This window comes from Spirosoma sp. 209, assembly GCF_002006735.1.
Lineage (GTDB): Bacteria > Bacteroidota > Bacteroidia > Cytophagales > Spirosomataceae > Spirosoma > Spirosoma sordidisoli.
Window position 1 is genome coordinate 278,927 of record NZ_MVEC01000002.1, and the last position, 23,229, is coordinate 302,155.

Annotated in this window: 17 protein-coding genes; 6 read left to right on the top strand and 11 right to left on the bottom strand. The window is 54.2% G+C overall.

Translation table 11 applies throughout. The features are described from left to right. Positions 1-5 precede the first annotated feature (5 nt). The 5 genes from B1C80_RS04350 to B1C80_RS04370 form a co-directional block, all read right to left on the bottom strand. Positions 6-2,411, bottom strand: coding sequence for a TonB-dependent receptor (locus B1C80_RS04350; protein WP_236648611.1), 2,406 nt, complete (start codon positions 2,409-2,411; stop codon positions 6-8). A gap of 119 nt (positions 2,412-2,530) precedes the next feature. Continuing rightward, entirely contained in the window at positions 2,531-3,565 is a 1,035-nt protein-coding gene (holA, locus tag B1C80_RS04355) for a DNA polymerase III subunit delta (RefSeq protein ID WP_077919840.1), read from the bottom strand. Positions 3,566-3,713: 148 nt separating this feature from the next. Further along, the gene (locus tag B1C80_RS04360; RefSeq protein ID WP_077919841.1) at positions 3,714-4,319 is read right to left on the bottom strand and encodes an ACP phosphodiesterase; all 606 of its coding nucleotides are present in this window, start codon (positions 4,317-4,319) and stop codon (positions 3,714-3,716) included. After that, complete coding sequence (locus B1C80_RS04365) at positions 4,316-4,837, bottom strand: dCMP deaminase family protein (RefSeq protein WP_077919842.1); 522 nt, start codon at positions 4,835-4,837, stop codon at positions 4,316-4,318. The genes B1C80_RS04360 and B1C80_RS04365 overlap by 4 nt, the downstream gene beginning before the upstream one ends. Positions 4,838-5,220: 383 nt before the next feature. Further along, positions 5,221-7,203: a KUP/HAK/KT family potassium transporter gene (locus B1C80_RS04370; RefSeq protein WP_077919843.1), complete on the bottom strand. Its 1,983-nt coding sequence runs from the start codon at positions 7,201-7,203 to the stop codon at positions 5,221-5,223. A 447-nt stretch (positions 7,204-7,650) separates the two neighbouring features. On the opposite strand from B1C80_RS04370, the gene B1C80_RS04375 reads away from it, so the two are divergent. Both B1C80_RS04375 and B1C80_RS04380 read left to right on the top strand, forming a co-directional pair. Further along, the gene (locus B1C80_RS04375; RefSeq protein WP_077919844.1) at positions 7,651-10,854 is read left to right on the top strand and encodes a carboxypeptidase-like regulatory domain-containing protein; all 3,204 of its coding nucleotides are present in this window, start codon (positions 7,651-7,653) and stop codon (positions 10,852-10,854) included. Positions 10,855-11,001: 147 nt separating this feature from the next. Beyond that, positions 11,002-11,859, top strand: a complete 858-nt coding sequence (locus B1C80_RS04380; protein WP_077919845.1) for a glycerophosphodiester phosphodiesterase family protein — start codon at positions 11,002-11,004, stop codon at positions 11,857-11,859. A 289-nt stretch (positions 11,860-12,148) separates the two neighbouring features. Here the strand turns inward: B1C80_RS04380 and B1C80_RS04385 are convergent, their stop codons facing one another. Continuing rightward, positions 12,149-13,477, bottom strand: a complete 1,329-nt coding sequence (locus tag B1C80_RS04385; protein ID WP_077920088.1) for an AarF/ABC1/UbiB kinase family protein — start codon at positions 13,475-13,477, stop codon at positions 12,149-12,151. 78 nt (positions 13,478-13,555) lie between these two features. After that, positions 13,556-14,236: a TetR/AcrR family transcriptional regulator gene (locus B1C80_RS04390; protein ID WP_077919846.1), complete on the bottom strand. Its 681-nt coding sequence runs from the start codon at positions 14,234-14,236 to the stop codon at positions 13,556-13,558. A gap of 148 nt (positions 14,237-14,384) precedes the next feature. Here B1C80_RS04390 and B1C80_RS04395 point away from each other — a divergent pair, with 148 nt between their 5' ends. Beyond that, entirely contained in the window at positions 14,385-14,921 is a 537-nt protein-coding gene (locus B1C80_RS04395; RefSeq protein WP_077919847.1) for a hypothetical protein, read from the top strand. A 2-nt stretch (positions 14,922-14,923) separates the two neighbouring features. Here the strand turns inward: B1C80_RS04395 and B1C80_RS04400 are convergent, their stop codons facing one another. The 4 genes from B1C80_RS04400 to B1C80_RS04415 are packed head-to-tail and all read right to left on the bottom strand — an operon-like array spanning position 14,924 to position 19,876. Continuing rightward, positions 14,924-17,068 carry a ComEC/Rec2 family competence protein gene (locus B1C80_RS04400; RefSeq protein ID WP_077919848.1) on the bottom strand — a complete coding sequence of 715 codons (2,145 nt, stop codon included), beginning with the start codon at positions 17,066-17,068 and terminating at the stop codon, positions 14,924-14,926. Next, positions 17,065-17,517 carry a GNAT family N-acetyltransferase gene (locus B1C80_RS04405; protein WP_077919849.1) on the bottom strand — a complete coding sequence of 151 codons (453 nt, stop codon included), beginning with the start codon at positions 17,515-17,517 and terminating at the stop codon, positions 17,065-17,067. Before B1C80_RS04405 ends, B1C80_RS04400 begins: the two co-directional genes overlap by 4 nt. Before the next feature lie 42 nt (positions 17,518-17,559). Continuing rightward, complete coding sequence (locus B1C80_RS04410) at positions 17,560-18,903, bottom strand: M43 family zinc metalloprotease (protein WP_236648613.1); 1,344 nt, start codon at positions 18,901-18,903, stop codon at positions 17,560-17,562. A 13-nt stretch (positions 18,904-18,916) separates the two neighbouring features. Next, positions 18,917-19,876, bottom strand: a complete 960-nt coding sequence (locus B1C80_RS04415; protein WP_077919851.1) for a PhoH family protein — start codon at positions 19,874-19,876, stop codon at positions 18,917-18,919. Between the two features lie 360 nt (positions 19,877-20,236). Here B1C80_RS04415 and dnaB point away from each other — a divergent pair, with 360 nt between their 5' ends. From dnaB to B1C80_RS04430, 3 genes are all read left to right on the top strand, one after another. Next, complete coding sequence (dnaB, locus tag B1C80_RS04420; RefSeq protein ID WP_077919852.1) at positions 20,237-21,832, top strand: replicative DNA helicase; 1,596 nt, start codon at positions 20,237-20,239, stop codon at positions 21,830-21,832. A gap of 257 nt (positions 21,833-22,089) precedes the next feature. Then, a complete protein-coding gene (locus tag B1C80_RS04425; RefSeq protein WP_077919853.1) occupies positions 22,090-22,872 on the top strand; it encodes an SDR family oxidoreductase in 783 nt (260 codons plus the stop codon). Further along, complete coding sequence (locus B1C80_RS04430; RefSeq protein WP_077919854.1) at positions 22,869-23,219, top strand: hypothetical protein; 351 nt, start codon at positions 22,869-22,871, stop codon at positions 23,217-23,219. The genes B1C80_RS04425 and B1C80_RS04430 overlap by 4 nt, the downstream gene beginning before the upstream one ends. Positions 23,220-23,229: the final 10 nt, after the last annotated feature.

Below are 23,229 nucleotides of genomic sequence, written 5' to 3' on the forward strand. Positions count from 1 at the left end.
AGCGACTAACTACGACCAAAGGCTAAAGGCAGTCTAAGCTTAAGCCAGATGGCCCGGCCCGGCTCGTCGGTGAAGTAGCGAAACCGGTCCAGGTAGTCGCGGTAAGCCCGGTTCAGCAGATTGGTTCCGGTTAAAATGACACCCAGCGGTTGGGTGCCTATCCGATACGTGAAGCCCATTTCGGCCCCGAACAGGGTATAGGCGGGCGGGGGCGGAGCAAAATCGCCGGTAAAAATGAGCTGCCCTCCCTCCTGCCGCTGCGATACCGCCGGCGCTCGGTTTTGCCGGGCCACATACTGGCTGCTGACACTGACGTACATACTTGAGAACCGGTTGGCATCCTTTAGCTCATAGCGCAGGCTATTGTCAGTTCGGTTCGGTGGAATGTACACCAGGTACTCATGTGCCCCCCGGGTAGCCGGGTCCGTTGAACGGGCGTAGGCCAGCAGCAACGACGTTTTCGACGTAAGCGCCAGACGGTCAACGATTTTGTAGCGAATCGTAGCGTCTACCCCCCGGAAGGTTGCCTGAACGGCCGTGTAGGTATACGCCGGAAAGGCCCCCCGTTGCCGGACAATAGGTACGGAGTCAGGTTTCAAATAAATGAAGTTGTCGATCCGGTTGTTGTACAGGCCCAGATCCAGGTAAAGTCGTTTGCTGGTATATTCCAGCGAGAACGTAGCGTTATAGGCCTGCTCGGCCCGAAGGTTGGGGTTACCCCGCTCGTAGGCCACGGCGCTCTGGTGCAAGCCGTTCGAGTACAGATCGTTGACGTTGGGAGCCCGCCAGGCCGTGCTGAGATTACCTGCCAGCGATAGCCGCTGGTTCAGCTGGTAGGTGGCACCAACCGAGCCACTACCGTTCTGCCACTGACGGGTTGTGTTGGTAACGGTACTGGTTTGCTCGTTGAGGAAGAAGGCACGCAACCAGCGGTAGTCGTACCGGACGCCGGCCTCCAGGGTCCAGCGGTCGTTTGCGTAGCGCTCAATGGCGAACAGACCGGCACCGTAGTTTCGGTAGTTCGGGATCAGAAACAGAAACTGCCGAACGTTGCCCTGCGTGATCCCGTTAAAACCGGCACTCCCCGACAGGGTACCTCCGTTAGCCAGCTTAACTGGCTTCCGCTCCCAGATCAGATCGGCGGTCTGGCTAACCAGCTTCAGGTATAGTTCGGGGTCGGTAGCCCGGCTGAAGGACAAAAAATCGTATTCGCGTCGTATGTTCTGCTGCCGGGCGTAGGTAAATGTCAGCGTGCCCCATCGGTCGGACCGCACAAACGTCCGAAACTTCAGCAGTTCGTGCTGGACCTGCTGGTAGGGTCGGCTCAGGTCGTACGAAAAACCAGGCTGGCGTAAGGGTTCGGGGCGGGCTATAGCCGCGTAAAAATCGGCCAGACTGCCCACCTGTGCGCCCGTAAACAAGCCTACTTTGGTAGTAAAAAGACTGTAATACAGGTCAGTCCCAACGGTACTCCCGCTCGGGAGATTCCGGCTATAGCTTAGCTGCCCGGAGCCGTTGGTCTCGTGGTAACTGCTGTTGTCGAGGTAATAGTTGGGGGTCCGGGCGTAGCCTACCCGTTTTATGGTTCCCTGTAACCGCCAGCTCAACCCATTGAGTTTGCCCCCAAAGGCCTGCTCAACAAACCCCGACAGGGTACCCTGCCGACCATTTGTACCGCCAACGGCATTCAGTTCAGCCCCAAAACCAGGCTTGACGGGCATGGGCCGGGGCTCGACCAAAATGACCCCACCAATGGCGTCGGAGCCATACCGTATACTGGCCGCTCCTTTAATGACCGTTATGCGGGATGCCAGAAACGGGTCGATCTGCGGAGCGTGTTCACTACCCCACTGCTGATCTTCCTGACGAATACCGTTATTCAGGGTTATGATCCGGTTGCTGTATAAACCATGAATAACCGGCTTTGCAATGGAGGGGCCTGTCTGCACCGTATACAAACCCGGCAACGTTTTGAGGCTCTCGCCCAACGACTGACCGCGGGTGGCTTCCAGCGCGTTTCCGCTCAACGAAGTTTGGACCTGAAGCAACTGCTGCGCTTCGGATCGGTACTCGGTCACAACAACTTCCTGTAATGTGCGGCTATCCGGAGCGAGCTGTACCGTAGGGAGCGTTGTAAGCGTATCCGCCCCGATCGTTATCCGCTGCTCCAGCTTCTGGTAGCTGACAAACTGGTAGTCGATCGTATACTGACCAGCACAGACGGCGGCCACCCGAAACATTCCGTTTGTATCGGCTACGGCACCAGTGCCCAGCTCACGAATGTAGACCGTAGCCCCCGGAAGCGGCTGGTGGCTGGCCTGGTCCAGAATCCGCCCACTCAATACAGCCGTGCAGGACGTCTGTGCCTGAGCCAGAGATACTGTACATATCCCCATCAGCACACTTACCATTCGACTTACTGTCCGCCCTGCACTCATCTGTTATTGAAACTGGCAGGCGCAAGGCTGAGTACAACTCACCTCTACTCCTGCAACATAGTTGCAAATATAACAGATAAAGCGAGTGATTGTTAGTGCAGCACCGTAAATACGAGTTCCCGGAGAATATCGCCTTCGGTAAGGGTGGGCGCGTCGATCCCTTTACTCTGCGCATCGGCTCGTCGGATGGCGTGTATAATGTCTGCCACTTTAGCCAGCGGGAACGTACGGGCGGCCGACAGATAATCTTTGACGAAGAACGGGTTAACGCCCAGCACCGAGGCCAGTCCTTTCTCGGACTGGTCGGGTGAGGCCTGCACCAGTACTACCTTGCTGAAATAGCCAAACAGCTGCGCCAGAATAACAACCAGTGGATTATCTTTCGGGTTACGGGCAAAGTAATCGACAATCCGGTTGGCTTTTACGACGTCTCGCTGCACGAGGGCCTTCTGCAGTTCGAAAACATTGTATTCTTTGCTGATTCCGACCAGCCGCTCTACCGTTGCCGCTGAGATCTCCTCGCCAACGTGCAGATTGATGAGTATTTTATCGATTTCGCTGGCGAGTCGCTTGAGGTCGTTACCAATGTGATCGGCCAGTAACTGACAGGCTTTCGGGCTTACTTTCGTACCCTGCTCCCGGCAATACTCCCCAATCCAGTCAGGCACTTTGTTATCATACAGCTTCTTGACACCCAGCAGCTTTCCCTTGGTCCCGAACGCTTTCACCCACGACTTCCGCTCGTCGAGCCCTGGTTTACCGTCCTCTTTGGTATAGCAGAGCATCAGAATCGTACTGGCCAGCGGATTGAGCGCGTAATCTTCGAGCAGGGTCTGCGCCGATTTATCGCCGATACCGGCCATCTGCTGGGCTTCTTTGACAAGTACCAGCTGGCGTTCGGCCATGAAGGGGTAACGCCGGGCGTAGTTGAGCACAGCGCCCACATCGGTATCCTTCCCAAAAAGCACGAACTGATTGAAACCGCGTTCCGCTACCGGTACGGCTACTTTTTCGAGCTCCTCAGCAATTCGGTCGATATAATAGGGCTCGTCGCCATGAACGAGGTAAACAGGAGCAATTCGCTTGTTGCGAATATCTTTCAGGAGGGTATCAACTGCAGCAATCAAGACGTACCAGGAGATTATACAGGCGGGGTCGCGGGCAGAACGAAGGCCAGCCTCCCCTACGACAAATGCCGATGGTGAACAACAAAAGTAACGATTTTCGGCCTTTGCCAGCCCGCGACGCCGTTTGGACTACGAACGCCAGGTCGGCTCAGGTCGTTTCGGCCAGCTGCCTTTTAACCCGCCCGACCTCGGCCGTCAACTGTGGCCAGTAGTGCATGAACCGGGTTTCGATCTCAACGTAATACGTTTGCAGGTCTTCGACAGCCGTCTCGAGGCCCGACGGAAACGCCGTTCGGCGCGAAATACCCGTTAGCGACCGGTTAATGCCGTCGAGCGTCTGGTAATGCGTCAGCCAGTCGTATCGAATCATGGCGTCGAGCATCCGCAGAGCGGTAGCCGGGAAATTGGTCGTGTGCCGAAGCAGCGTCTGGTAAAAATCGGTCGTGAAGGCGGACAGCGACTGACCCGTAAGTTCCTGGAAGCGCACCGCCAGAAAATGATCAAAAAAAACGTCGACAGCCGCCCCGGCGTATTTGTGACAGCGTGGATGCAGGATATCGCGCACGGCGGCTACGTCGGTATGGGTATCCGTAAACAGGTCGATGGCCCGATGCAGCCGCACCCCCGCTATCTCGCCCGGCAGCAGATGATGGCGGAGCCCGGCCGGATCACCCTTGATAAAATCGCCAATAAAGTTACCAACGATGAGTCCTGTGTCCTGACCCGACAGGTAGGCATGTGCCAGAATATTCATAATACGGGCGCCGAGACCGCTTTTTTAGGAATGGGCGGCTCAGACTGGATGTCAAACCCCGGACTCGGCACGTAGCGCTCAACCGTGACACCGAATCGGCGCAAAAAGTCGACGCCTTCGTCCGAGCCAATGCCTTTGTATTCGGCATAGGAATGCAGGAAAACAACCCTTGCTATTTTCATACTGTAGATGATACGGGCGCAGGCAATACAGGGCGACAGGGTCACGTAGATAGTGGCACCTTCAACTTCTGAGCCGTTCTTGGCTGCGTACAGAATGGCATTTTCTTCGGCATGCAACGCCAGCGAACACGAGCCTTTCGAGTCGCGGGGGCAACCCGTTTCGGGAAACTCGTCGTCGCAATTATGGGTACCGGCGGGGGGGCCATTGTATCCGATGGATATGATGCGGGTATCGCGGGTCAGAACGGCCCCGACCTGGGCTTTGATGCAATGAGAACGCTTGGCCAGGTTAACGGCCAGTTCCATAAAAATATCGTCGAAACGAGGGCGAGACATGAATAATTTATAATGCGTATGACAACCACATGACAGAGCCGAACCGACTACCAGATCAGGCACTATAGCAATTTAGGCGTTTTTAACAATCGAATACGTAATGGCGAAGGTTTTCTGTCTGTCCAACGATGCGAGCCGTACTTTAGTCTGCGTTGAATCAAAGCCAGTATCCGCGTTCAGAAATAAGTCATCTCCTCATAAGTCGGCAGCCCCTAGCATCTGGCAGAGCAACTCAAACCAGGAGTCAATATCAAACAAATCGCTATGGTCGTCAGGTATAAGCAAGAGGCAAGGTGGGCGGCCAAAACGGTTTTTTGCTCCCTGTAGATGCAAGTTATATTAACACAAAACCTATCCAATATGGGGGTGTTTTGGTGCCAAAATCATCCCCGATGGTCAGGAACTTGTTCGGTGCTGGTTGGCGAGTCGACCCGACGCAACCGGACAAATTCAGCAGGTTTGACGATCAGAGGCACCTGCTCAGTAGCTACGTTCTGGGTGTCTAGTCCATATGCTCGCTCATCGGCTACGCTAATACTTTTCAAGGCGAAGTAGCTGTTCATGATAAACGTATCGAGCGAATTGAGATCGTTATCATAGGACAAAAACCGATTGATAACGATAAAGCGAAAGTCACCGATGGCGTTGGCTTTTGCGTGCAGCGGCTGGTAGTTGGGTCGAAGCGTAATTTCTCGGCAACGCACCAGCTCCTCAACAACTTTGCGGAATAACAAGTTGATGCGGGGCTGTACCCGGAACCCCAGCCGGAAAGTTATACGGACCACTTCTTCTGGCTCTAAAATATCTAAGCTATACTCGGTCGTATACGGTTCGTCCATTAAGTCAACGTGGATTAGCCAGTACACATCAGCGCGTTTAGGCTGACCTTCCAGCACAGAACTAATAATACTCTCTTCCACCTGCGCTGGCTGATCAGATGCAGTCAGGTAAACAAGATTCGTGGCATATTTCGGTACAGACTCGTCGTTGCTGAGCTGTTTTAGGATGGGCAGATGATCGCGTAGGCTGACGTAGCGGGTTAGTCGGCGTTTGATGCGACTGCCATAGTACCACACCAGCATCACCGTAGTCATGATGAAACCCAGCAGGAGCGACACCCAGCCACCGTGGGTAAACTTTCGCAGGTTGGCTACCAGAAATGCGCTCTCGATAACCAGAAAAACCAGCAACAGCGCCCCTACCCAGAAGAGGCTGACGTGACGGCTGTAAAGGTACATAGCCAGCAATACGGTTGTCATCAGCATTGTTAGATTGACCGACAGTCCAAAAGCCGCTTCCATGTTTTTTGATTCGCGAAAGTACAGTACGACCGCAAAACAGCCTGCCATCAGCAGCCAGTTGAACGCCGGTATGTACACCTGCCCCCGCGCATCGGAAGGAAATACGATCCGTAGCTTAGGCAACAGCGTCAGTCGGAAAGCTTCCGACACCAATGTGAACGTGCCACTAATCAGCGCCTGGGAGGCAATAATTGTTGCCAGTGTGGCAATACCGATACTAGGTAACATAAACCAGTCGGGTACTAATCCGAAAAACGGGCTTTGATTACCCAATGGCTGACCAGTATGGTCGAGCAGCCAGGCTGCCTGCCCTAAATAGCAGAGTATTAGACAAAGTTTGACATAAACCCAGGACACCTGCACATTTCGCCGACCCACATGGCCCATGTCGGAATAAAGCGCTTCAGCACCTGTTGAGCAGAGAAACACCCCACCCAGCAGCCAGAAACCTTCAGGATAGTGGACAATCAATTCGTAGGCATAGTAGGGATTAAGGGCGCGAACAACCGCAGGATTCTGGACAATGTGCACCACTCCTAACAGGCCAATCATTGTAAACCAGACGGTCATGATCGGCCCAAAGGCATTACCCAGCCGGTTTGTGCCAGCCTGCTGCACCAGAAACAACCCCAACAGAACCGCCAGTACGATCGGGACCGTAGGCAGGTCAGGATAAATCGGCAACAACCCTTCAATGGCAGACGATACCGAAATGGGTGGGGTGATGATGCTATCAGCAATGAGAAAGCTCCCCCCCGCAATAGCGGGAAATAGGAGCCATCTGGCGTATCGCCTGATTAGGGCGTAAAGCGAAAAAATCCCACCCTCCCCATTATTGTCGGCTCGTAAGGTAATCAGCACGTATTTTAGAGTGGTCTGAAATGTCAACGTCCAGAAAATGGCCGATGCCCCTCCCAGCGCCAGGGTTTCAGTCACACTTCGGTCTTCAATTATGGCGCGGTACGTGTAAAGTGGCGATGTACCGATATCGCCAAAAACAATACCGACCGCTACAAGTAAACCTGCGGTTGTCAGTTTGTCTAAATGTTGGGTAGACTTTGTCATGACATAAATGAATAGTGACCCTACGAATGATTGGTTGTTGACGGGCTCGATTCAGGGATTCCGCAAGAATAGGACAGGTAATTGAAAATAAAAAGCAACAGTTTCTGTTACGGCACAATCCAATCCAATTTGGCTATTACGCTGCGAAAATCCACCTAAGATAGTCAGCCAAGCTCGTGCCACTGGTAGGTCCATTGCGTTCAAGAGCCTTAAGGTTGCTTATAATATGCCGTTTAGCATTCCACCAAAAACTCTGGTAAACAGGGGTTTTTCTTGGGATCAATGGTAAGGTCAGCATGTACGCTCCGGGCACTTACTACAGAGCAGGTCACACTGTTCTTATTTTATATTAAGTACCAGACACAATTATTATAATTTCTTAATTTATGAGTAACGCCCACATAACGCATATCGCGTCTCTTTGCGGCAGGAAATATACCTGTCACTATGAACCGTTCATTATTCACATTCATCCTCCTGCTGTTGCTAACCGCCGTGGGCATTGGCAACATAACCGCGCAAACTACACAAACGTCTATCACTGGAACTGTACTCGAAAATGGCAAAACGCCCCTACCGGGAGCCACGGTTGTTGTGCGCAACGAAGCAACGGGCTTCTCCGTCGGTACCGTCACCAATGCTAAAGGCGAGTACCTGTTCAAAGAACTACCCCTCGGCGGCCCCTACACCGTCCGGGCTACTTTTGTCGGCTACGGCGAACAGCGACTAACGGGCTACATGCTAAATCAGGGCGATTTGGTTCGTATCAACCTCGACATGAAAGAAAGCGGTCAGGACCTGGCCGTGGTCGATGTAGTCGCTTCGGGGTTGAAAAACAAAATTGAGAACTTTGGCGCGGCCACGGACGTATCGGCCCGGGCCATCGCTACGCTGCCGGTGAATGGCCGGAACTTCACAACGCTAACAGACCTGTCGCCACTCGCGGGCCGGGGCGGCAACCTGTCGGGACAACTGGGTTCTTCGACCAACTTCACCATCGATGGCACGACGGCCAAAAACCCCACCTCGGCGGGTGCCTCGAACAGCCGCAGCGGTGGCCCATACACGATCTCGCTCGAAGCCGTACGGGAGTTCAAGGTGATTACGAACCAGTACGATGTAGTCTACGGCCGCGCCGGGGGCGGTATTGTGAGTGCCGTTACCAAAGCCGGTACCAACCAGCTTACGGGTAGCGTATTCAACTACACGCGCGCCAACCAGCTGGCCAGTCGATTCGATATTCGGGGGAACCGCCGGGATGTTCGGTTTTCAACAAATCAGTTTGGCTTCGCGCTGGGAGGGCCGATTATTAAAGACAAACTGCATTACTACGCCGTTTATGAACGGCAAATCGACTCGCGGCCGCTGTTTATCGCCGATATTCAGTCTCCCGCCGATGAGTTGCGTTTCAACGTGACTACTGCTACGCTCGACCGGTACGTGAACATTGCCCGCACTCGTTATGGCGTGGCCAATACTCCGCAGTACGGGCAATTTGACCGGGTACGCAATTCCAGCACAGGTTTTCTGCGGCTCGATTGGCAGATCGACAGCAAAAACCTGCTGACCGTTCGCAACAACTTTACCACCGACCGCAATAAGCTGGGTTTAGTCGACAATTCAGCCATCAACATTCTTGAGTCGACCGGCAATGACTATAACTGGGACAATAGCCTGCTGGCCACGCTTCGGTCGTCGGTCAGCCCGCGTATCACCAACGAGTTGAAGGTGCAGCACCTCCATACCTACCAGTTAAGCAGCCCCGGCGATCAGCTGCCTGAGCGTAACATTCCGCGCAACATTGTCGAGAACGTGCAATCGACCATTGGCGGATCCACCCGCGCCACCAATATTCAGATGGGCGGTCACCGCTTTGCGCAGGAAGGCTTCACCAACAACGTGGTGCAACTCATCAACAACCTGTATTACAACACCGACAGAGCGCAGTTTACGTTCGGTGTGGACCTGATGTACACCAACGCCCGCTCGGTATATGGCAGTGAAGTAAACGGACGTTTCCACTATACCAACGACGCAACCGGCTCGGCCCTCGACAACTTCGACCGGCTGCGGCCCTACCGCTACTTCCGCGAAGTGCCGCTCAAAGACGACTGGAGTGTGCGCGGGGGCATCTGGAACGCAGGTGTTTATGGCCAGATGGCGACCAAACTCGCGCCCGGCCTCGACATGACCGCCGGCCTGCGCTTCGATTACGCCCACTTCCCCAAAGCTTCGCTAAATCAGGCAGTGTTAGAGGATCTGGGCCTGCGGACCGACAACCGCCTGCGGACGTTCATGGCTCAGCCACGGTTGCAGTTTACCTGGGACGTGAATGAGCAGCGTCGTGACATTATCCGGCTGGGCGCGGGCGTGTTTGCCTCGGACATCAACAATTACATGCTCATCAATAACCTGACTTTCGATGGCTCGAACCTGGCCACCGTCGATGTGCGCGGGGCTGACGTGCCAGCACCAAATTTTGCGGCATACCGGCAGGATTACAACAGCATTCCGACGCTGGCGCAGTTTCAGTTGCCAACCATCAACCTGACCGGGGCCGATGCCCGCGTACCCGTACTTTACAAAGCCAACGTGTCGTACACGCGCTTCATCAACGACCGCCTGAAGGTGAGCCTGTCGGGCTTTATGTCGCTGGCCCGCAACAACTACACCTACGTGGACCGCAATATGCCCTCCGAGCCTTTCTTCCGACTCTCGAACGAAGGCAACCGGGGCGTGTTTGTGCCGCTGAACCGGATGCCTGCCAATGGCGCGGCCAACTGGCTCGACGGGCGCATCAGCAACCGCTTGGGTCGAGTACTGGAGCTAACGAGCGATGGCCGGGTGAATCAGTTTGCGGCTGTTGTAGACGCTACGTACCGCTACTTCCGTGATGGTGAAATTTCGGCAAGCTATACCTGGAGCGATGTGCGCGACAATACCTCCTATAACGGTAATGTAGCGAACACAGCTACGCTGGTGCAACCCGTGGTCGACGACCCGCGCAACCTGACCCGCATGACCTATTCCGACAACCAGTTCCGGCACAAGGTCGTGGTGTATGGCACGCTGCCCACGTTCTGGGGCATCACGGTGGGCGTTCGCTATTCAGGACTGGGCGGTACGCGCTACACCCTGCTGTCGGGCGTGAACAGCAACGGTGACTTTGTAGCGGGTCAGAACGACCTGGCGTTTATCTTCGACCGCAACAGCGCCGAAGTTCCCGAAAACATCCGTACGGGACTGCAAAACCTGCTTAACAGCCCTGATGCCAGTCAAAGTATAAAAGACTATATAACGACGTATTCGGGTCAGTTTGCTCCCCGGAACGGCGGCATCAATGCCTTTTACGGCATCTTTGACATCCGGGCAGCCAAGCGGTTCCGTATTTACAAAAACCACAACATCGAGTTTTCGGCCGATATTTTCAACTTTGCCAACATGCTCAAACGCGACTGGGGTGTAAACAAGTCACTGGGTTCGCAGGCCCTCTACGCCCCCAATGGCCGGGCGGCCACAGCTACCTCGCCAGCCGTACCAAATTTCGACGTAGCCAACGCGCGCTACAACTACCGCGTCAACGCAACCGGCATTCCCAACCCTACCAACGATCCTTTCCAGGTACAGGTGGGTGCGCGATATAATTTTTAGTGGGTAGCCCTTCGCGCGTCATTAGTCATTGGCTGTTTAAACTTCGTCAGTCATTAATTACCGGCAGGTATAGTAACTGGAAAATGAACAATGTCCAATGATGCACGAAGGGCCAATCACCAATGACGGGCGAAGCCCAACTAACTGATGACAAAATTTTTCATTTTTCTCCTTCTCCCAATTCTTACGTTCGCCCAGCCCAGGCTCGACCGCCAAGGTCACCGGGGGTGCCGGGGTCTTATGCCTGAAAACACGGTTGCGGCCATGAAAAAGGCCCTCGACCTCGGCGTAACCACACTCGAACTCGACATCGTCATCTCGAAAGACAAGCAGGTGGTCGTTTCGCATGATACCTACATGGTGTCGGACATTGCCACCAAACCCGACGGTTCGCCTGTAACAAAGTCCGAAGAAAAGTCGCTGAACCTGTACCAGATGACCTACGATGAGATTAAACGCTACGACGTGGGTCGCAAGCCGCACCCGCTCTTTCCGCAACAGCAGAAACAGGCCGCCTACAAACCGCTGCTTGGTGAGTTGATTGATTCGGTGGAGGTGTATGCCCGGGCGAAGGGGATGCCGCAGCCGCGCTACAACATCGAAATCAAATGCAGTCCACAAACCGACGGCACCTATCACCCGGCCCCAGCCGAGTTTGTGAAGCTGGCGATGGACGTGATTAACAGCCGGAAGCTGGGTAACCGGTTCAATATTCAGTCGTTCGATGTGCGGCCACTGCAGCTGCTGCATGAGCAACACCCCAATGTGGTACTGGCCCACCTGACGGCCAACCCCAAAACGCTGGCTGAGAACCTGCAAACGCTGGGTTTCAAACCGGCCATCTACAGCCCCTACTACAAAACCGTTACCGCCGAGTTAGTGAAAGCCTGCCACGAGCAGGGCCTGAAGATTATTCCGTGGACAGTAAACACCAAGCCTGAAATCGACGCGCTGACGGGGTTAGGCGTAGATGGCATCATTACGGATTACCCGAATTTGTTTTGAGTCGACAGGCAAAACTACCTGCCATTCCAAAAGCCAGCGCCTTGAAAAACGCTGGCTTTTTGTACCTATCGTGTGACCTGCCCTCTGGAAATCAATAGACCCTGTCGAAACCTCGGGGAAAACCAGGATTTGCTTGCTGCTCCGGTAGTTCTTTCGTCTACTGCCGGTGTTAACAAGACCCATCTGTAAGATAACCTTATCTGGATAACCTCTTTTCGTTATTAAGCATCGCCCATAACAACAAAGTCGCCAACAAACTGTCAGCGACCTTTTCCCGGAGCCGTTAGCTTTATACCGATGCAACCTGCTGCGACCGCAGCCATTCCGGTTTTGTGGTCCGGACGCGGGCTTTCAGCTCGTTCAGCATGGCGTACAGACCATAGTAAGTCCGGTTTACATACAGACCGTCCTGCGAGCCACGGACCACTTTCGACGAACGAAGCTCTTCGAGTTTCGATAGTTCGTCGGCAAAGGCGTATACTTTATTGAAGTACGCATCATCACCAAAATCGAATTCATCGACGGCAAAAGGCGCGCCCAGCATTTCGATCATCTGCACGAACAGATCCGAGAAAAACCGACGGTCTTTGGGCGAGTCCTGAGCCACCAGAAACTCCAGATTGGTAAAGATCTGCTCGGTCAGTGCCTGGTCTTTGATGGTATCGGGGTTGATCAGCCGGAAATAATTATCGTAGTAGTAGTCTGGGATGACCTTTACGCAGCCAAAGTCGATCACTCCCAGCGTGCCATCGGCCCGCATCAGGAAGTTGCCGGGATGCGGATCGGCATGCACCTGCCGGAGCGTATGGATCTGGTGATCGTAGAAATCCCACAAGAGCTGCCCGATGCGGTCTCTGGCCTCCTGCGAGGGTTTGGTAGCCAGAAACTCTTTCAGGTGTTGCCCGTCCAACCAGTCCATGGTCAGAATCCGCTTGCTCGATAACTCGGGGTAGTAGGTCGGGAATACCAGTCCGTCGATGTGAGCGCAGGCTTCCGAAATTTCGATGCTCCGTCGCAGCTCCAGGTCGTAGTCCGTTTCTTCGAGGAGTTTGCTTTCCACCTCGCCCATGTACCGGTCAATCTGCCGCTCATCGAGGTTCAGCAGCCGAACGGCCAGCGGCTTGGCAATTTTAAGATCCGAACTAACCGAATCGGCCACGCCCGGATACTGAACCTTTACGGCCAGTTTCTTACCCGCTTTCCAGGCCTGGTGGACCTGCCCGATACTGGCGGCATTGACCGAGTTGATATCGAATTTGTCGAACAGTTCGTCGGGCGATTTGCCGAAATAAGTCCGGAAGGTCTTCACCACCAGCGGTCCCGACAAAGGGGGAGCCGAGTACTGGGCCATGGTGAACTTATCGGAATAGGCCACCGGCAGCAGGCCCCGGTCCATACTAAGCATCTGCGCCATTTTCAGGGCCGATCCTTTCAGTTCACTCAGCGCGTCGTAGATATCGGCCGCATTATCCTTGTGCAGCTCTTCTTTCGACAGCTCCGGATCGAGTAGTTTTTTGCTGTAATGCTTAATGTAATTGCCACCGACCTTCACGCCTGCTTTTACAAACTGACTGGCGCGGGCAACTTTGGTCGTCGGAACGGAGTTCTGAGTTTTCATGCGCTCAAAGAGCGAAAACATGAACGAGCAAAAGAGTACCTGCCACACAGGCTCTCCTCACCTCGCCCACCCCTTCACTCATTTATTTTGATAGATAAACTTGGCAAAATCGAATAGAGTATCCAGTGGAGAACGGCCAATCAGGTCGAAAGCGGTGTTGACGGCTTTCTCGATGGCAGTATCGGTTTTTTCGAAATTCCGGCTCACGTCGCGCACCCAAAAGTCGAGCAGAAACAGCGTCTGTGACCAGAGGGCGTTGGGGTAGCGGTCCGTCACAAACGGACGAGGCTCCACCTCCTTACTTTCACGCCCCTCGGCCAGCAGGTCGCGGGCGTAGTCAAAGAAGGCTTCGCGAAACGGCTGCAGTACGCGGCTGCTGGTCTTTAGCTGACTGCTCCGCATACGGGCTTTGGCAATCGGCGATGCGGCCGCGCCTTCTTCCCGCAACCGGGTATAGCTGTAGGTGACGAAACTACGCTGTGCTTTCAACAGCTCGATCCAGGTGTAGTAAAAGGCCAGCAGCTTTTCCCGAACCGAGTAACCCTGATAGGTATCATCGGCCTCGACAGTAGCCTTTGCATCCTGAAAAAATGCCAGCCAAACGTCGGCTTCGATGGCGTCGAACGATGCGTAATAGTTGTAAAAATCGGCTTCGGCCAGTTTCAGTTTTTTAGCAAACTGGAAGACGGAGGTGGGTTGTTTTCCGTTTTCAAGAACGTACTCGGTGTACGCCTTACGGATTTTTTCTAGCGTTTCCATATACTTAGCTAACGGTCTGTACGACTGAAAAGTTTTACGATTACGGGGCCGTATTTCAACTCATCTTTAGTCCGTTTCTGATGCGTTCAGCCTAATTTTACCGTACTTCGCACTCTCATTTCGGTAAGAACTAAACAGCAATCGATTTATGAACCCAACGGCACGTTTTTTCACTGCCCTGGTGGCCCTGAACTGCCTCTTCATTAGCGCCGGCTATAGTCAGTATTACCCCGGTTCTGGTTACGGCATGGGTCGGGGTGGTATGGGTCGGGGCATGACGCCCCAGGCCAGCGGCCCCTCGCGGCCCCAGATCCCGAACATTGCGGGCGATATAGCCAATAAGGAAACCAAATGGCTGAAAGAGAATCTGGGCCTCGACAAAGAACAGGCCAAGGCCGTCAAGAAGCTCAACAATGAGTACGCCGATATTCAGCAGGACGCCATCAAGGATATTGTTGGCACGGGAACCCAGCCGACTGCAGACACCCGAAAGCAGATCCAGGACATGATGCTGATGCTGAACGAGGAGAAAGAAGATAAGCTCAAAGGCTTACTGACGCCCGAACAGTGGACAACCTATCAGGCTAAAAAAGAATCGATGCAGAAAGAGGTCGGCGGTTTCCGGCCACCGGCCCCCAAAAGTACAGCCGTCCGACCCGACTCAACCGGGTCGCCCAGGCAGTAACCCTACTTTAACTCGGCCACATAGGCCCCCATTTGCCGGACCGAGTAACAGACAAGCCCCCGTTGATCCGCTTCGGCCAGCAGCCGATCGGTCAGCGGGGTTTTGTTGGAGTCATCGAAAATAATATGCCGGGCTACTATCCTACCTTTCAGGTCGTCCCAGTGCTGCAGTGCATTCCGGCGGATGATACAATAGTCGACGACGGCTGGTAACCGCCAGTGCGTGTACCTATTGAGTTTGTTGACCAGCATAATGGTTTTTCCCTGCCAGACGCACAGCATATAATCCCGATGTCGGTAAAAGGTCCGAATCGGCGAATCAGCCAGCGCGGAATCACCGGACTGACGCAGGTCGAGCAGGCTAAGCTGACCGATGCCCCACTGCCCAAAGGTATTTTTCAGGTAAAAGTCATACGACCGGGTATCTGAAGTATCCAGATCGGTCAGGAGCAGGCTTTTGTGGCCGGCGGTCAGGCTTACGGCCGTACGGTGCGGCAGAAAATGAACCGCCAGCGTCTGCTGATGCCGTTGTTCATACTCATCCCAGACGATCAGGACGCCCAGCAGAAAAGCAGCCAGGCAGGTGACCCAGGCATACTCACGCTGCCGGGTCAGCACCAGGGCCACCGCCCCGAGTATGACCGCGTAGGTAAGCAACATCCCGCCTGCTGACAGCCAGAGTCCATCCCAGACAGCGCCGGGCAACGTACCGGTCTGCACCACCACCCAGTTAAGTAGCCAGGCCGTTTTCTGAAGCAACCAGCCCAGCAGATCGTTCAGATACGGTACCCAGCCCAACGCCAGTGTAGCCATGGCCAGGGGCAGTAGCAAAAACGACAAGCCCATAACGGCCGGGTTAGCCAGCAGAAAGTAGGTCGGAAACTGATGAAAATAGAATACCCCCAGCGGAAAGGTAATCAGCTGGGCTACCAGCGCTACCGCCGTCAGCTCCCACAATTTATTCAGGAACCGATACCGGAACGTAAGCGCCTGCGACAGCGTAGACTGCCAGGAACCGATACCCGCTACGGCCAGGTTAGACAGCTGGAAGCCCGCCGAAAACAGGGCGTACGGGTCAAAACAAAGAATGAAAAACGCCGATGCCCCCATGGTGTTCAGCAACTGCTGCTGACGGCCGAGGGCATTGGCTACGATCAGCATCGAGAACATACCGGCCGAGCGCAGAACCGGGGGCGACAGGCCGGTTACGAGGGCGTAGAACCACAGGATAATCAGCTGCACAACCGCCATGATGAGTTTACCGCGGGGGCGCCTGATGAGAAAGCTGAGCAGGTAGGTCAGCACCGTAAACAGAATCCCGACATGCAGACCCGATACCGACAGAATATGCACTGCCCCGGCGGCCGAATAGGCTCGATATAGCGCCGGATCCAGATCGTCACGTACCCCTAGGATCATGGCATTTACGATGCTGTATTCATCCCGATTCCCGACCTGCCGGGTAATGAGTGCATCGGCCAGTCGGTTTATCGACATGGCCCAGGTTGTGATGCGGTATGGTGGATCGTACCCGATCAACTGCCGCTGGAACGGTCGCAGATACTGCTGATGGTAGATATTTCGGTAGTGCAGATACCTTTTGTAATCGAACTCGCCCGGATTCAGTGGCGGGTCGATGGAGCGGGGCGAGCCACTAACCAGCCACAACTCCCCGTACCGGGGAATCTGACCAATGGCTTTATCGATGTACACGATGACGCGTCCGCTAAGCGGATGCCAGGCAGTAGCCAGATGATCCGTGTTGGAGCCGGTTTGCCAGCGGCCTTGGCGAATGGCCAGTTCAACCCGGTAGGTTTTCGCCCGCTCTTCGGGCTGGGCCGTCACTACCCCCGTATAGGCCTGCAAGGTGTCTGTCAGGTGAAGCAGGTTGTCGGGCCGGTTGCTGGCTGTACGCTCGTAGGTCAGGCACCAGCCGGCCGCCAACAGCAGCAGCAGTCCGCCCAGCCCCTGCACGGCCGCTAGGGGTTTGACTACCTGGTTTCTGTACCGAATAAAATAGCCGATGAAGAAGCCCAGGCCGAGTACTGCAGCGCCTGCGGGTATCCAGATCAGGCCGGGCCATTGTCCGTACAATACGATCCCGGCTGCCAGCGCGGCCGCATACCGAACGAACGGATACCCTTTCATTGCTTCGAGTAAGCAGAACCCGGCAGTACCATCTTATAATGCTGAATACCGGCTTCCTCAAACATGGGGCCCACCGGAACGAAGCCAAAACCCGCGTAGAGCGGCATAGCCGACAACTGAGCATGCAGATAGATGCTTTCGATAGGTTCGGGCTGCTGGCTGAAGACATCGTCGAGAACGGCCTGCACGAGCGCTTTTCCTACGCCCTGTTGCCGAAACTCTTTCAGCACGGCAAACCGCTCCATCTTAACGCCATACGAGGTGCGACGCCAGCGCGCCGTACCGCCCGGCACCCCATCGATTCGGGCCAGAAAATGGCGGCTTGACTCTTCATATTCATCGTACTCTTCCCGGGCAGAAACGCGCTGTTCTTCGACAAAAACTGTTCGTCGAATGGCAAAGGCAGTATCGAGATCAGCCGGGCTGGAAATAGGCAGAACTTGTATCATAGCAGCAATATATAGGTCGCGGGCCGATGGGCCAGACCTTTTTTATTGTAACAGCAGGCGTTTGCTCACTATTTCATCGGCGGTTTTGACGCGCACAATGTACATGCCGGACTTGAGACCACTCACCGGCAGCGATACCAGCGTACTGGGCGAGTCAGTGTAATTTACGTTACGAACGTGCTTGCCAGTGGCGTCGAACAGATCGACCGAAAAAGACTGTATTCCTTTCAGCCGCACTTCAACGGCCGGGTCGCTCTGGGTCGGATTCGGATACACCGTAACGGCCAGTGATTCAGATTCGGTAATGGGCGAATTGGCCGCCCGGATCAGGCGGGCCCGCCGGGGACTAAGGGCCAGCACGGTACGCATTCGGGCTACCTGACCAACCGTGAACAGGTTCATACAGGCATCGGGCGAGTAATCCAGGTAGTTCTCGGTCTGGTCGCGGGTGGGTCCCCGGCCCGTGCAGTTCGAAAACGTTTCGCGGCATTGCCGGGTCTGGTTGGGGGCCAGTGTGGGGGGCGTATCACCCACGTAATCTTCGGCGCAGCCATTCCCGTCGCCCCAGGTATGAATCAACCCCAGCCAGTGCCCTATTTCGTGCGTAGCAGTCCGACCGAGCGAGTAAGTCGGGTCACGAACCGAACCGAGCTGGCGCCCAAAGTAGCGGTAGTCGATAATCGACCCATCCGTAAATTCACTCGCGTCGAAGGGCAACCCGCTGAGCGTATCCGCCGAGGTCGGAAACTGCGTATACCCCAGGTACGAGTTCACCCGGGTAACCCAGATATTCAGGTATCGATCGCTGGGCCAGTAGGCAATCTGCGAAAGCAGAATATCATCACCCGACCCGTCGGCAACGCTGAACGAGGTCTTCTGCGGATAATAATGCCGTGTTATGCCATTTGTCGGATTGCCGCTGGGGTCGGTCGTAGCCAGGAAAAACTCGATCTTCGCATCGGCGCCTATCGGGTTGGTGTTGAAGCCGTTGGTGCCCGATTTGCGTCGGTAATCTTCGTTCAGCACCTGAATCTGCGAGACGATCTGCTCGTCAGAAATATTGACATTCGTTGGCCCGCCAATCTCATTCGAAGCGGTGCTGTGAACGACATGTACCACGACCGGAATCCGGAAAACCTGATCATCGGCCGCAGCCCGCAGCATTCGTCCGTTCGCAGCCGCCTGCTCGAGCTGGCGGTTCAATTCGTTGAGCTGCCGGAGCCGGCCGGGGTGGCGCTGCTGTAGTATTCGTTCATGTTCAACCACCCCGCAGCGATTGGGCGCCGGCTCTTCGGCCAGGGGTGTGGCTGGTACCTGAGCCTGCCCGGATACAGCCAGTAAACACACAAAAGAACCGGTCAGCCAAAGCCGCCCGGTTCTCCACATGCCTGATTGGCAGTTATTGCCCAGCTTTATCATATGCTGTAATAATTTCCCGAACGAGCCGGTGCCGTACCACGTCGCGGCCATCCAGTTCAACGAAGGCGATACCCTTGATGTTTTTTAAGATATCGACCGACTCGATTAGTCCTGACTTCTGCTTATTGGGCAAGTCGATCTGCGACCGGTCGCCGGTGATGATGGCTTTTGAGGTTGGGCCCATCCGCGTCAGAAACATCTTCATCTGCATCGACGTTGTGTTTTGCGCTTCGTCAAGCAGAATGAAGGCATTATTCAGCGTTCGCCCCCGCATGTAGGCCAGCGGAGCAATTTCGATGATCCGGTTCTCTTCGTAAAATTTCAGCTTTTCGGCCGGAATCATATCGTCGAGCGCATCATAGATCGGACGCAGGTACGGGTCGATTTTCTCCTTCAGGTCGCCCGGCAGAAAGCCCAGATTTTCACCGGCTTCTACGGCCGGCCGGGTGATGATAATTTTCTTAACTTCCTTGTTCTTGAGCGCCCGTACCGCAATAGCCACCGCCGTATAGGTCTTACCCGTACCGGCTGGCCCAATGGCAAACACCAGATCGTGTTTCTCGGCGGCCTCTACCAGTCGTTTCTGGTTGTCGGTACGCGCCCGAACCACCACGCCTTTGTTCCCATATACGATGACTTCATCATCGTCGGGCACTACTGGTGCGCTGGCTCCACTAACGGGCTGGCCGCTATGGCTGATGTAATTCTGAACGTTCTCGTGGGTGATTTTGCCGTATTTCTGGTAATGTTCCATGAGCGAATCCAGAATAGTACTGATACGGCTGATTTCGGGCGTTGTGCCTTTTATGCGAATTTCGTTTCCGCGCGAAATGATTTTGCTCATCGGGAAGGCCGCAGCCACTTCCCGGATGTTGTGGTTCTCTACGCCCAGAAAGTCGATGAGCGAGATGTTGTCGAGGGTGATAACTTTTTCGACCAAACGATGAATAGGATTAGCGTGTGATTCCGAAAAGTAAGCGATTTCTTCCCCTATACAACAACTTTTTGCAAAAAATTATTCGCTTGCCCAGCAATCTTATCTGCCCTGTGTTTTTTGAACAAAAAAGCCTTTTTGTTGAAATAATTTGCTATTTATCTGATCATCAACGACCTTTCCCTGTCAAAGATCCTATACGCCCAGAGGCTCTGCCAGCGTTGCAAAAAAACACCAACTTTTTTTTCGTACAGTAGCGTCAACATTACCAGAATGTTACGCGTTGTTTTTTAGCTGACAGGCCTATACGCGTATACGATTGGATTTGCCTTGTGGGTACATGTTTGCGTAAACTTGCAGTACGTCATGGAGAATAACGCACGCCCAAACCAACATCTTAGAAAGCCGTCAGCCTTTGCCGGTGGCCGTCAGCAGGCCGGAAACGCCTGGCTGGATACCGGTCTCGGCAAACTCCCCCCTCAAGCGCTCGATCTGGAAGAGGCCGTACTCGGGGCGCTCATGATCGAGAAAGACGCGCTCTCCTCCGTTGTTGATATCCTGAAGCCCGAAACGTTTTACAAGGAGGCTCACCAGCGTATATACAATGCCATACTGACGTTGTTTGGCAACTCCGACCCGATCGATCTGCTGACGGTTACGCAGCAGCTGCGGAAGACAGGCGAGATTGAACTGGTAGGCGGGGGCGGCTTCGTATCGGAGCTGACGTTCCGGGTCAACTCGGCCGCCAATATCGAGTACCACGCCCGGATTATTTCGGAGCAGGCCCTGAAACGGGCGCTGATTGCCATGTCGTCGACGATTCTGCGCGACGCGTATGAGGACACGACCGACGTATTCGAACTCCTCGACCGTACGGAACAATCGCTCTTCAAGATTTCGGAATCGAACATCAAGAAGAACTACGCCGACATGAGTACCATCGTTCGGATGGCCCTGAACGAACTGGAAACCAAGAAAAACCAGGAAGGTCTGACCGGCGTTCCGTCGGGCTTTACCAACCTCGACCGCGTTACGTCGGGCTGGCAACCTACCGAACTCATTATTCTGGCGGCCCGGCCTGCCATGGGTAAAACCGCTTTTGTGGTGAGTGCCCTGCGCAATGCCGCCGTCGACCACGGTAAACCGGTAGCCATCTTCTCGCTGGAGATGTCGTCGGTACAGCTGGTTAACCGACTTATCTCGGCCGAAGCCGAGATCGATTCCGAGAAAATCCGGAAAGGGACGCTCGCTCCGCACGAGTGGACCCAGCTGCACCACAAAATTCAGCGGCTGACCGAGGCTCCTATCTTTATTGATGATACGCCGGCTTTGTCGATCCTGGAACTACGGGCCAAGTGCAGACGTCTGAAAGCCCAGCACGACATTCAGATGGTCGTTATCGACTACCTCCAGCTGATGTCGGGCGATACGAGCGGTCGCGGGGGTGGTAACCGCGAACAGGAAATTGCGTCGATTTCGCGGGCGTTGAAGAATCTGGCCAAGGAACTCAACGTTCCGGTTATTGCGCTTTCGCAGCTGAGCCGGGCCGTTGAAACCCGCGGTGGCGATAAAAAACCACAGCTGTCTGACCTTCGTGAATCAGGATCTATTGAGCAGGATGCAGACATGGTATGCTTCCTGTACCGACCCGAGTATTACAACATCACGGCCGACGAAAACGGAAACTCTACCCAGGGCATCGGCGAAGTAATCATTGCCAAAAACCGAAGCGGTTCGCTCGACACGATTCAACTTCGATTCATCAATAAATACACCAAATTCTGCGATCTCGATACGTATTTCGAGCCCGTTCAGGCGCAGGGCTTTGCCCCTGAGGTAAACGGACTGAGCAGTTTCGACGCACCCGGAATGCCCCCTGCCGGCGGCAGCGTCTTCAAGAGCAAGGCGAACAATCTCTCCAACTTCGGCAACGCCGACCCCAGCCAGGAGACCCCATTCTAAGACTGGTATCGCTCCCAACTCTAACTCATTCCGCAGTTTGACGGAGCTGGCTATTCTCAGGCCAGCATCGGGACGTTGCTCTACTCCTGATAAATAGGTACAAGCGTTGATCGAAGTACTTACGCATCCATCCGCCAATCGAGGTCAGACCTGGATTGGCGGATGGCCATATTCCCTTTCTACTACAACACCGCGACTTTTGGCTACATCCGTTTTTTGACTGCTGCAGACTTTTGCAATAACAAAAAACGGAAACAATGAACCTGGCAAACAGCACCATTCTGATTACAGGCGGAACCAGCGGTATCGGTTTAGCGCTTGTCAAACAACTTACTCAACAGGGAGCCACCCTCATCGTTACAGGCCGCAGTCTGGACGCCCTCCAGAAAACCAGGGAGCAATTCCCGGCTGTTCACGTCCTGCAAAGCGATGTGAGTAAACCGACGGATATCGAACAGCTCTACAAAGCCGTCACCCAACAGTTTCCGGCGTTGAACATGATCATCAACAATGCCGGACTGATGCGACAGCTCGATTTGCAGGATACGAGCCATGATCTGGATAGCATAGTCCGCGAAATCAGCACCAACCTGTCCGGTACCATCCAGATGGTGCACCAATTTTTGCCGCACCTGCTCCAGCAAAAAACGGCTGGTATTGTCAACGTCTCATCAGCGATAGCCTTTATGGCTTACTCCTCCGCTCCTATCTACAGTGCCTCCAAAGCAGGGGTTCACGCGTACACAAAGGCCTTGCGGTTACAACTCGAAGACTCTAATGTCAGGGTCTTTGAACTCATACCGCCGGGGGTCAACACCAATCTTCAGAATGATTGGGTGGTACAACCCGACCCAGGCCAGATGATGGACGTCGATAAACTGGTAAGCGTTGTTATAAAAGGGCTACTGAACGACACGCTTGAAATAAGGCCAGGCCTGGTGAATGTGATCAAGTTAGCGAGCCGTATTGCCCCCGGTTTTATTGAGCGCAACATAGGACACCGTGAGTTCAAAAAATTCAAACTGGTCAGCAAGCCATGATGAAGACTATTATTTCCGTAGGTTTATTAACTATTTCGGCATGCCTGAGTCTCAAACACGGTTGGGATACCTTCCAGCCGGCTAATACCGACCAGGTAAACATGATGGCAGACCTGGGCATTAGTAAAGCCATCATGCCATTTTTCGGTGTACTTTCCATCGCTATCGGGCTAATGCTGCTGTTTCCGCCAACGTTTTTCATCAGTAATGTGCTGAACGCGGTAACCATCGTCCTGATCATGGCCTTGTCGCTACGAGCCGGCAACATAAGCATGGCGTTGATTGAAATTCCCTTTCTCGCCATGCCACTGGCCCTGATCTGGCTGAAGTATCCCTTCAAGTTTTAACCCCACGTCT

Coding starts and splice junctions, on each gene's coding strand:
- B1C80_RS04390 (WP_077919846.1), bottom strand. CDS start 14,236: ATGGAAACGCTAGAAAAAATCCGTAAGGCGTACACCGAGTACGTTCTT.
- B1C80_RS04365 (WP_077919842.1), bottom strand. CDS start 4,837: ATGTCTCGCCCTCGTTTCGACGATATTTTTATGGAACTGGCCGTTAAC.
- B1C80_RS04405 (WP_077919849.1), bottom strand. CDS start 17,517: ATGATACAAGTTCTGCCTATTTCCAGCCCGGCTGATCTCGATACTGCC.
- B1C80_RS04430 (WP_077919854.1), top strand. CDS start 22,869: ATGATGAAGACTATTATTTCCGTAGGTTTATTAACTATTTCGGCATGC.
- B1C80_RS04395 (WP_077919847.1), top strand. CDS start 14,385: ATGAACCCAACGGCACGTTTTTTCACTGCCCTGGTGGCCCTGAACTGC.
- B1C80_RS04370 (WP_077919843.1), bottom strand. CDS start 7,203: ATGACAAAGTCTACCCAACATTTAGACAAACTGACAACCGCAGGTTTA.
- B1C80_RS04360 (WP_077919841.1), bottom strand. CDS start 4,319: ATGAATATTCTGGCACATGCCTACCTGTCGGGTCAGGACACAGGACTC.
- B1C80_RS04375 (WP_077919844.1), top strand. CDS start 7,651: ATGAACCGTTCATTATTCACATTCATCCTCCTGCTGTTGCTAACCGCC.
- B1C80_RS04425 (WP_077919853.1), top strand. CDS start 22,090: ATGAACCTGGCAAACAGCACCATTCTGATTACAGGCGGAACCAGCGGT.
- B1C80_RS04400 (WP_077919848.1), bottom strand. CDS start 17,068: ATGAAAGGGTATCCGTTCGTTCGGTATGCGGCCGCGCTGGCAGCCGGG.
- dnaB (WP_077919852.1), top strand. CDS start 20,237: ATGGAGAATAACGCACGCCCAAACCAACATCTTAGAAAGCCGTCAGCC.
- B1C80_RS04385 (WP_077920088.1), bottom strand. CDS start 13,477: ATGAAAACTCAGAACTCCGTTCCGACGACCAAAGTTGCCCGCGCCAGT.
- B1C80_RS04380 (WP_077919845.1), top strand. CDS start 11,002: ATGACAAAATTTTTCATTTTTCTCCTTCTCCCAATTCTTACGTTCGCC.
- B1C80_RS04350 (WP_236648611.1), bottom strand. CDS start 2,411: ATGGTAAGTGTGCTGATGGGGATATGTACAGTATCTCTGGCTCAGGCA.
- B1C80_RS04410 (WP_236648613.1), bottom strand. CDS start 18,903: ATGTGGAGAACCGGGCGGCTTTGGCTGACCGGTTCTTTTGTGTGTTTA.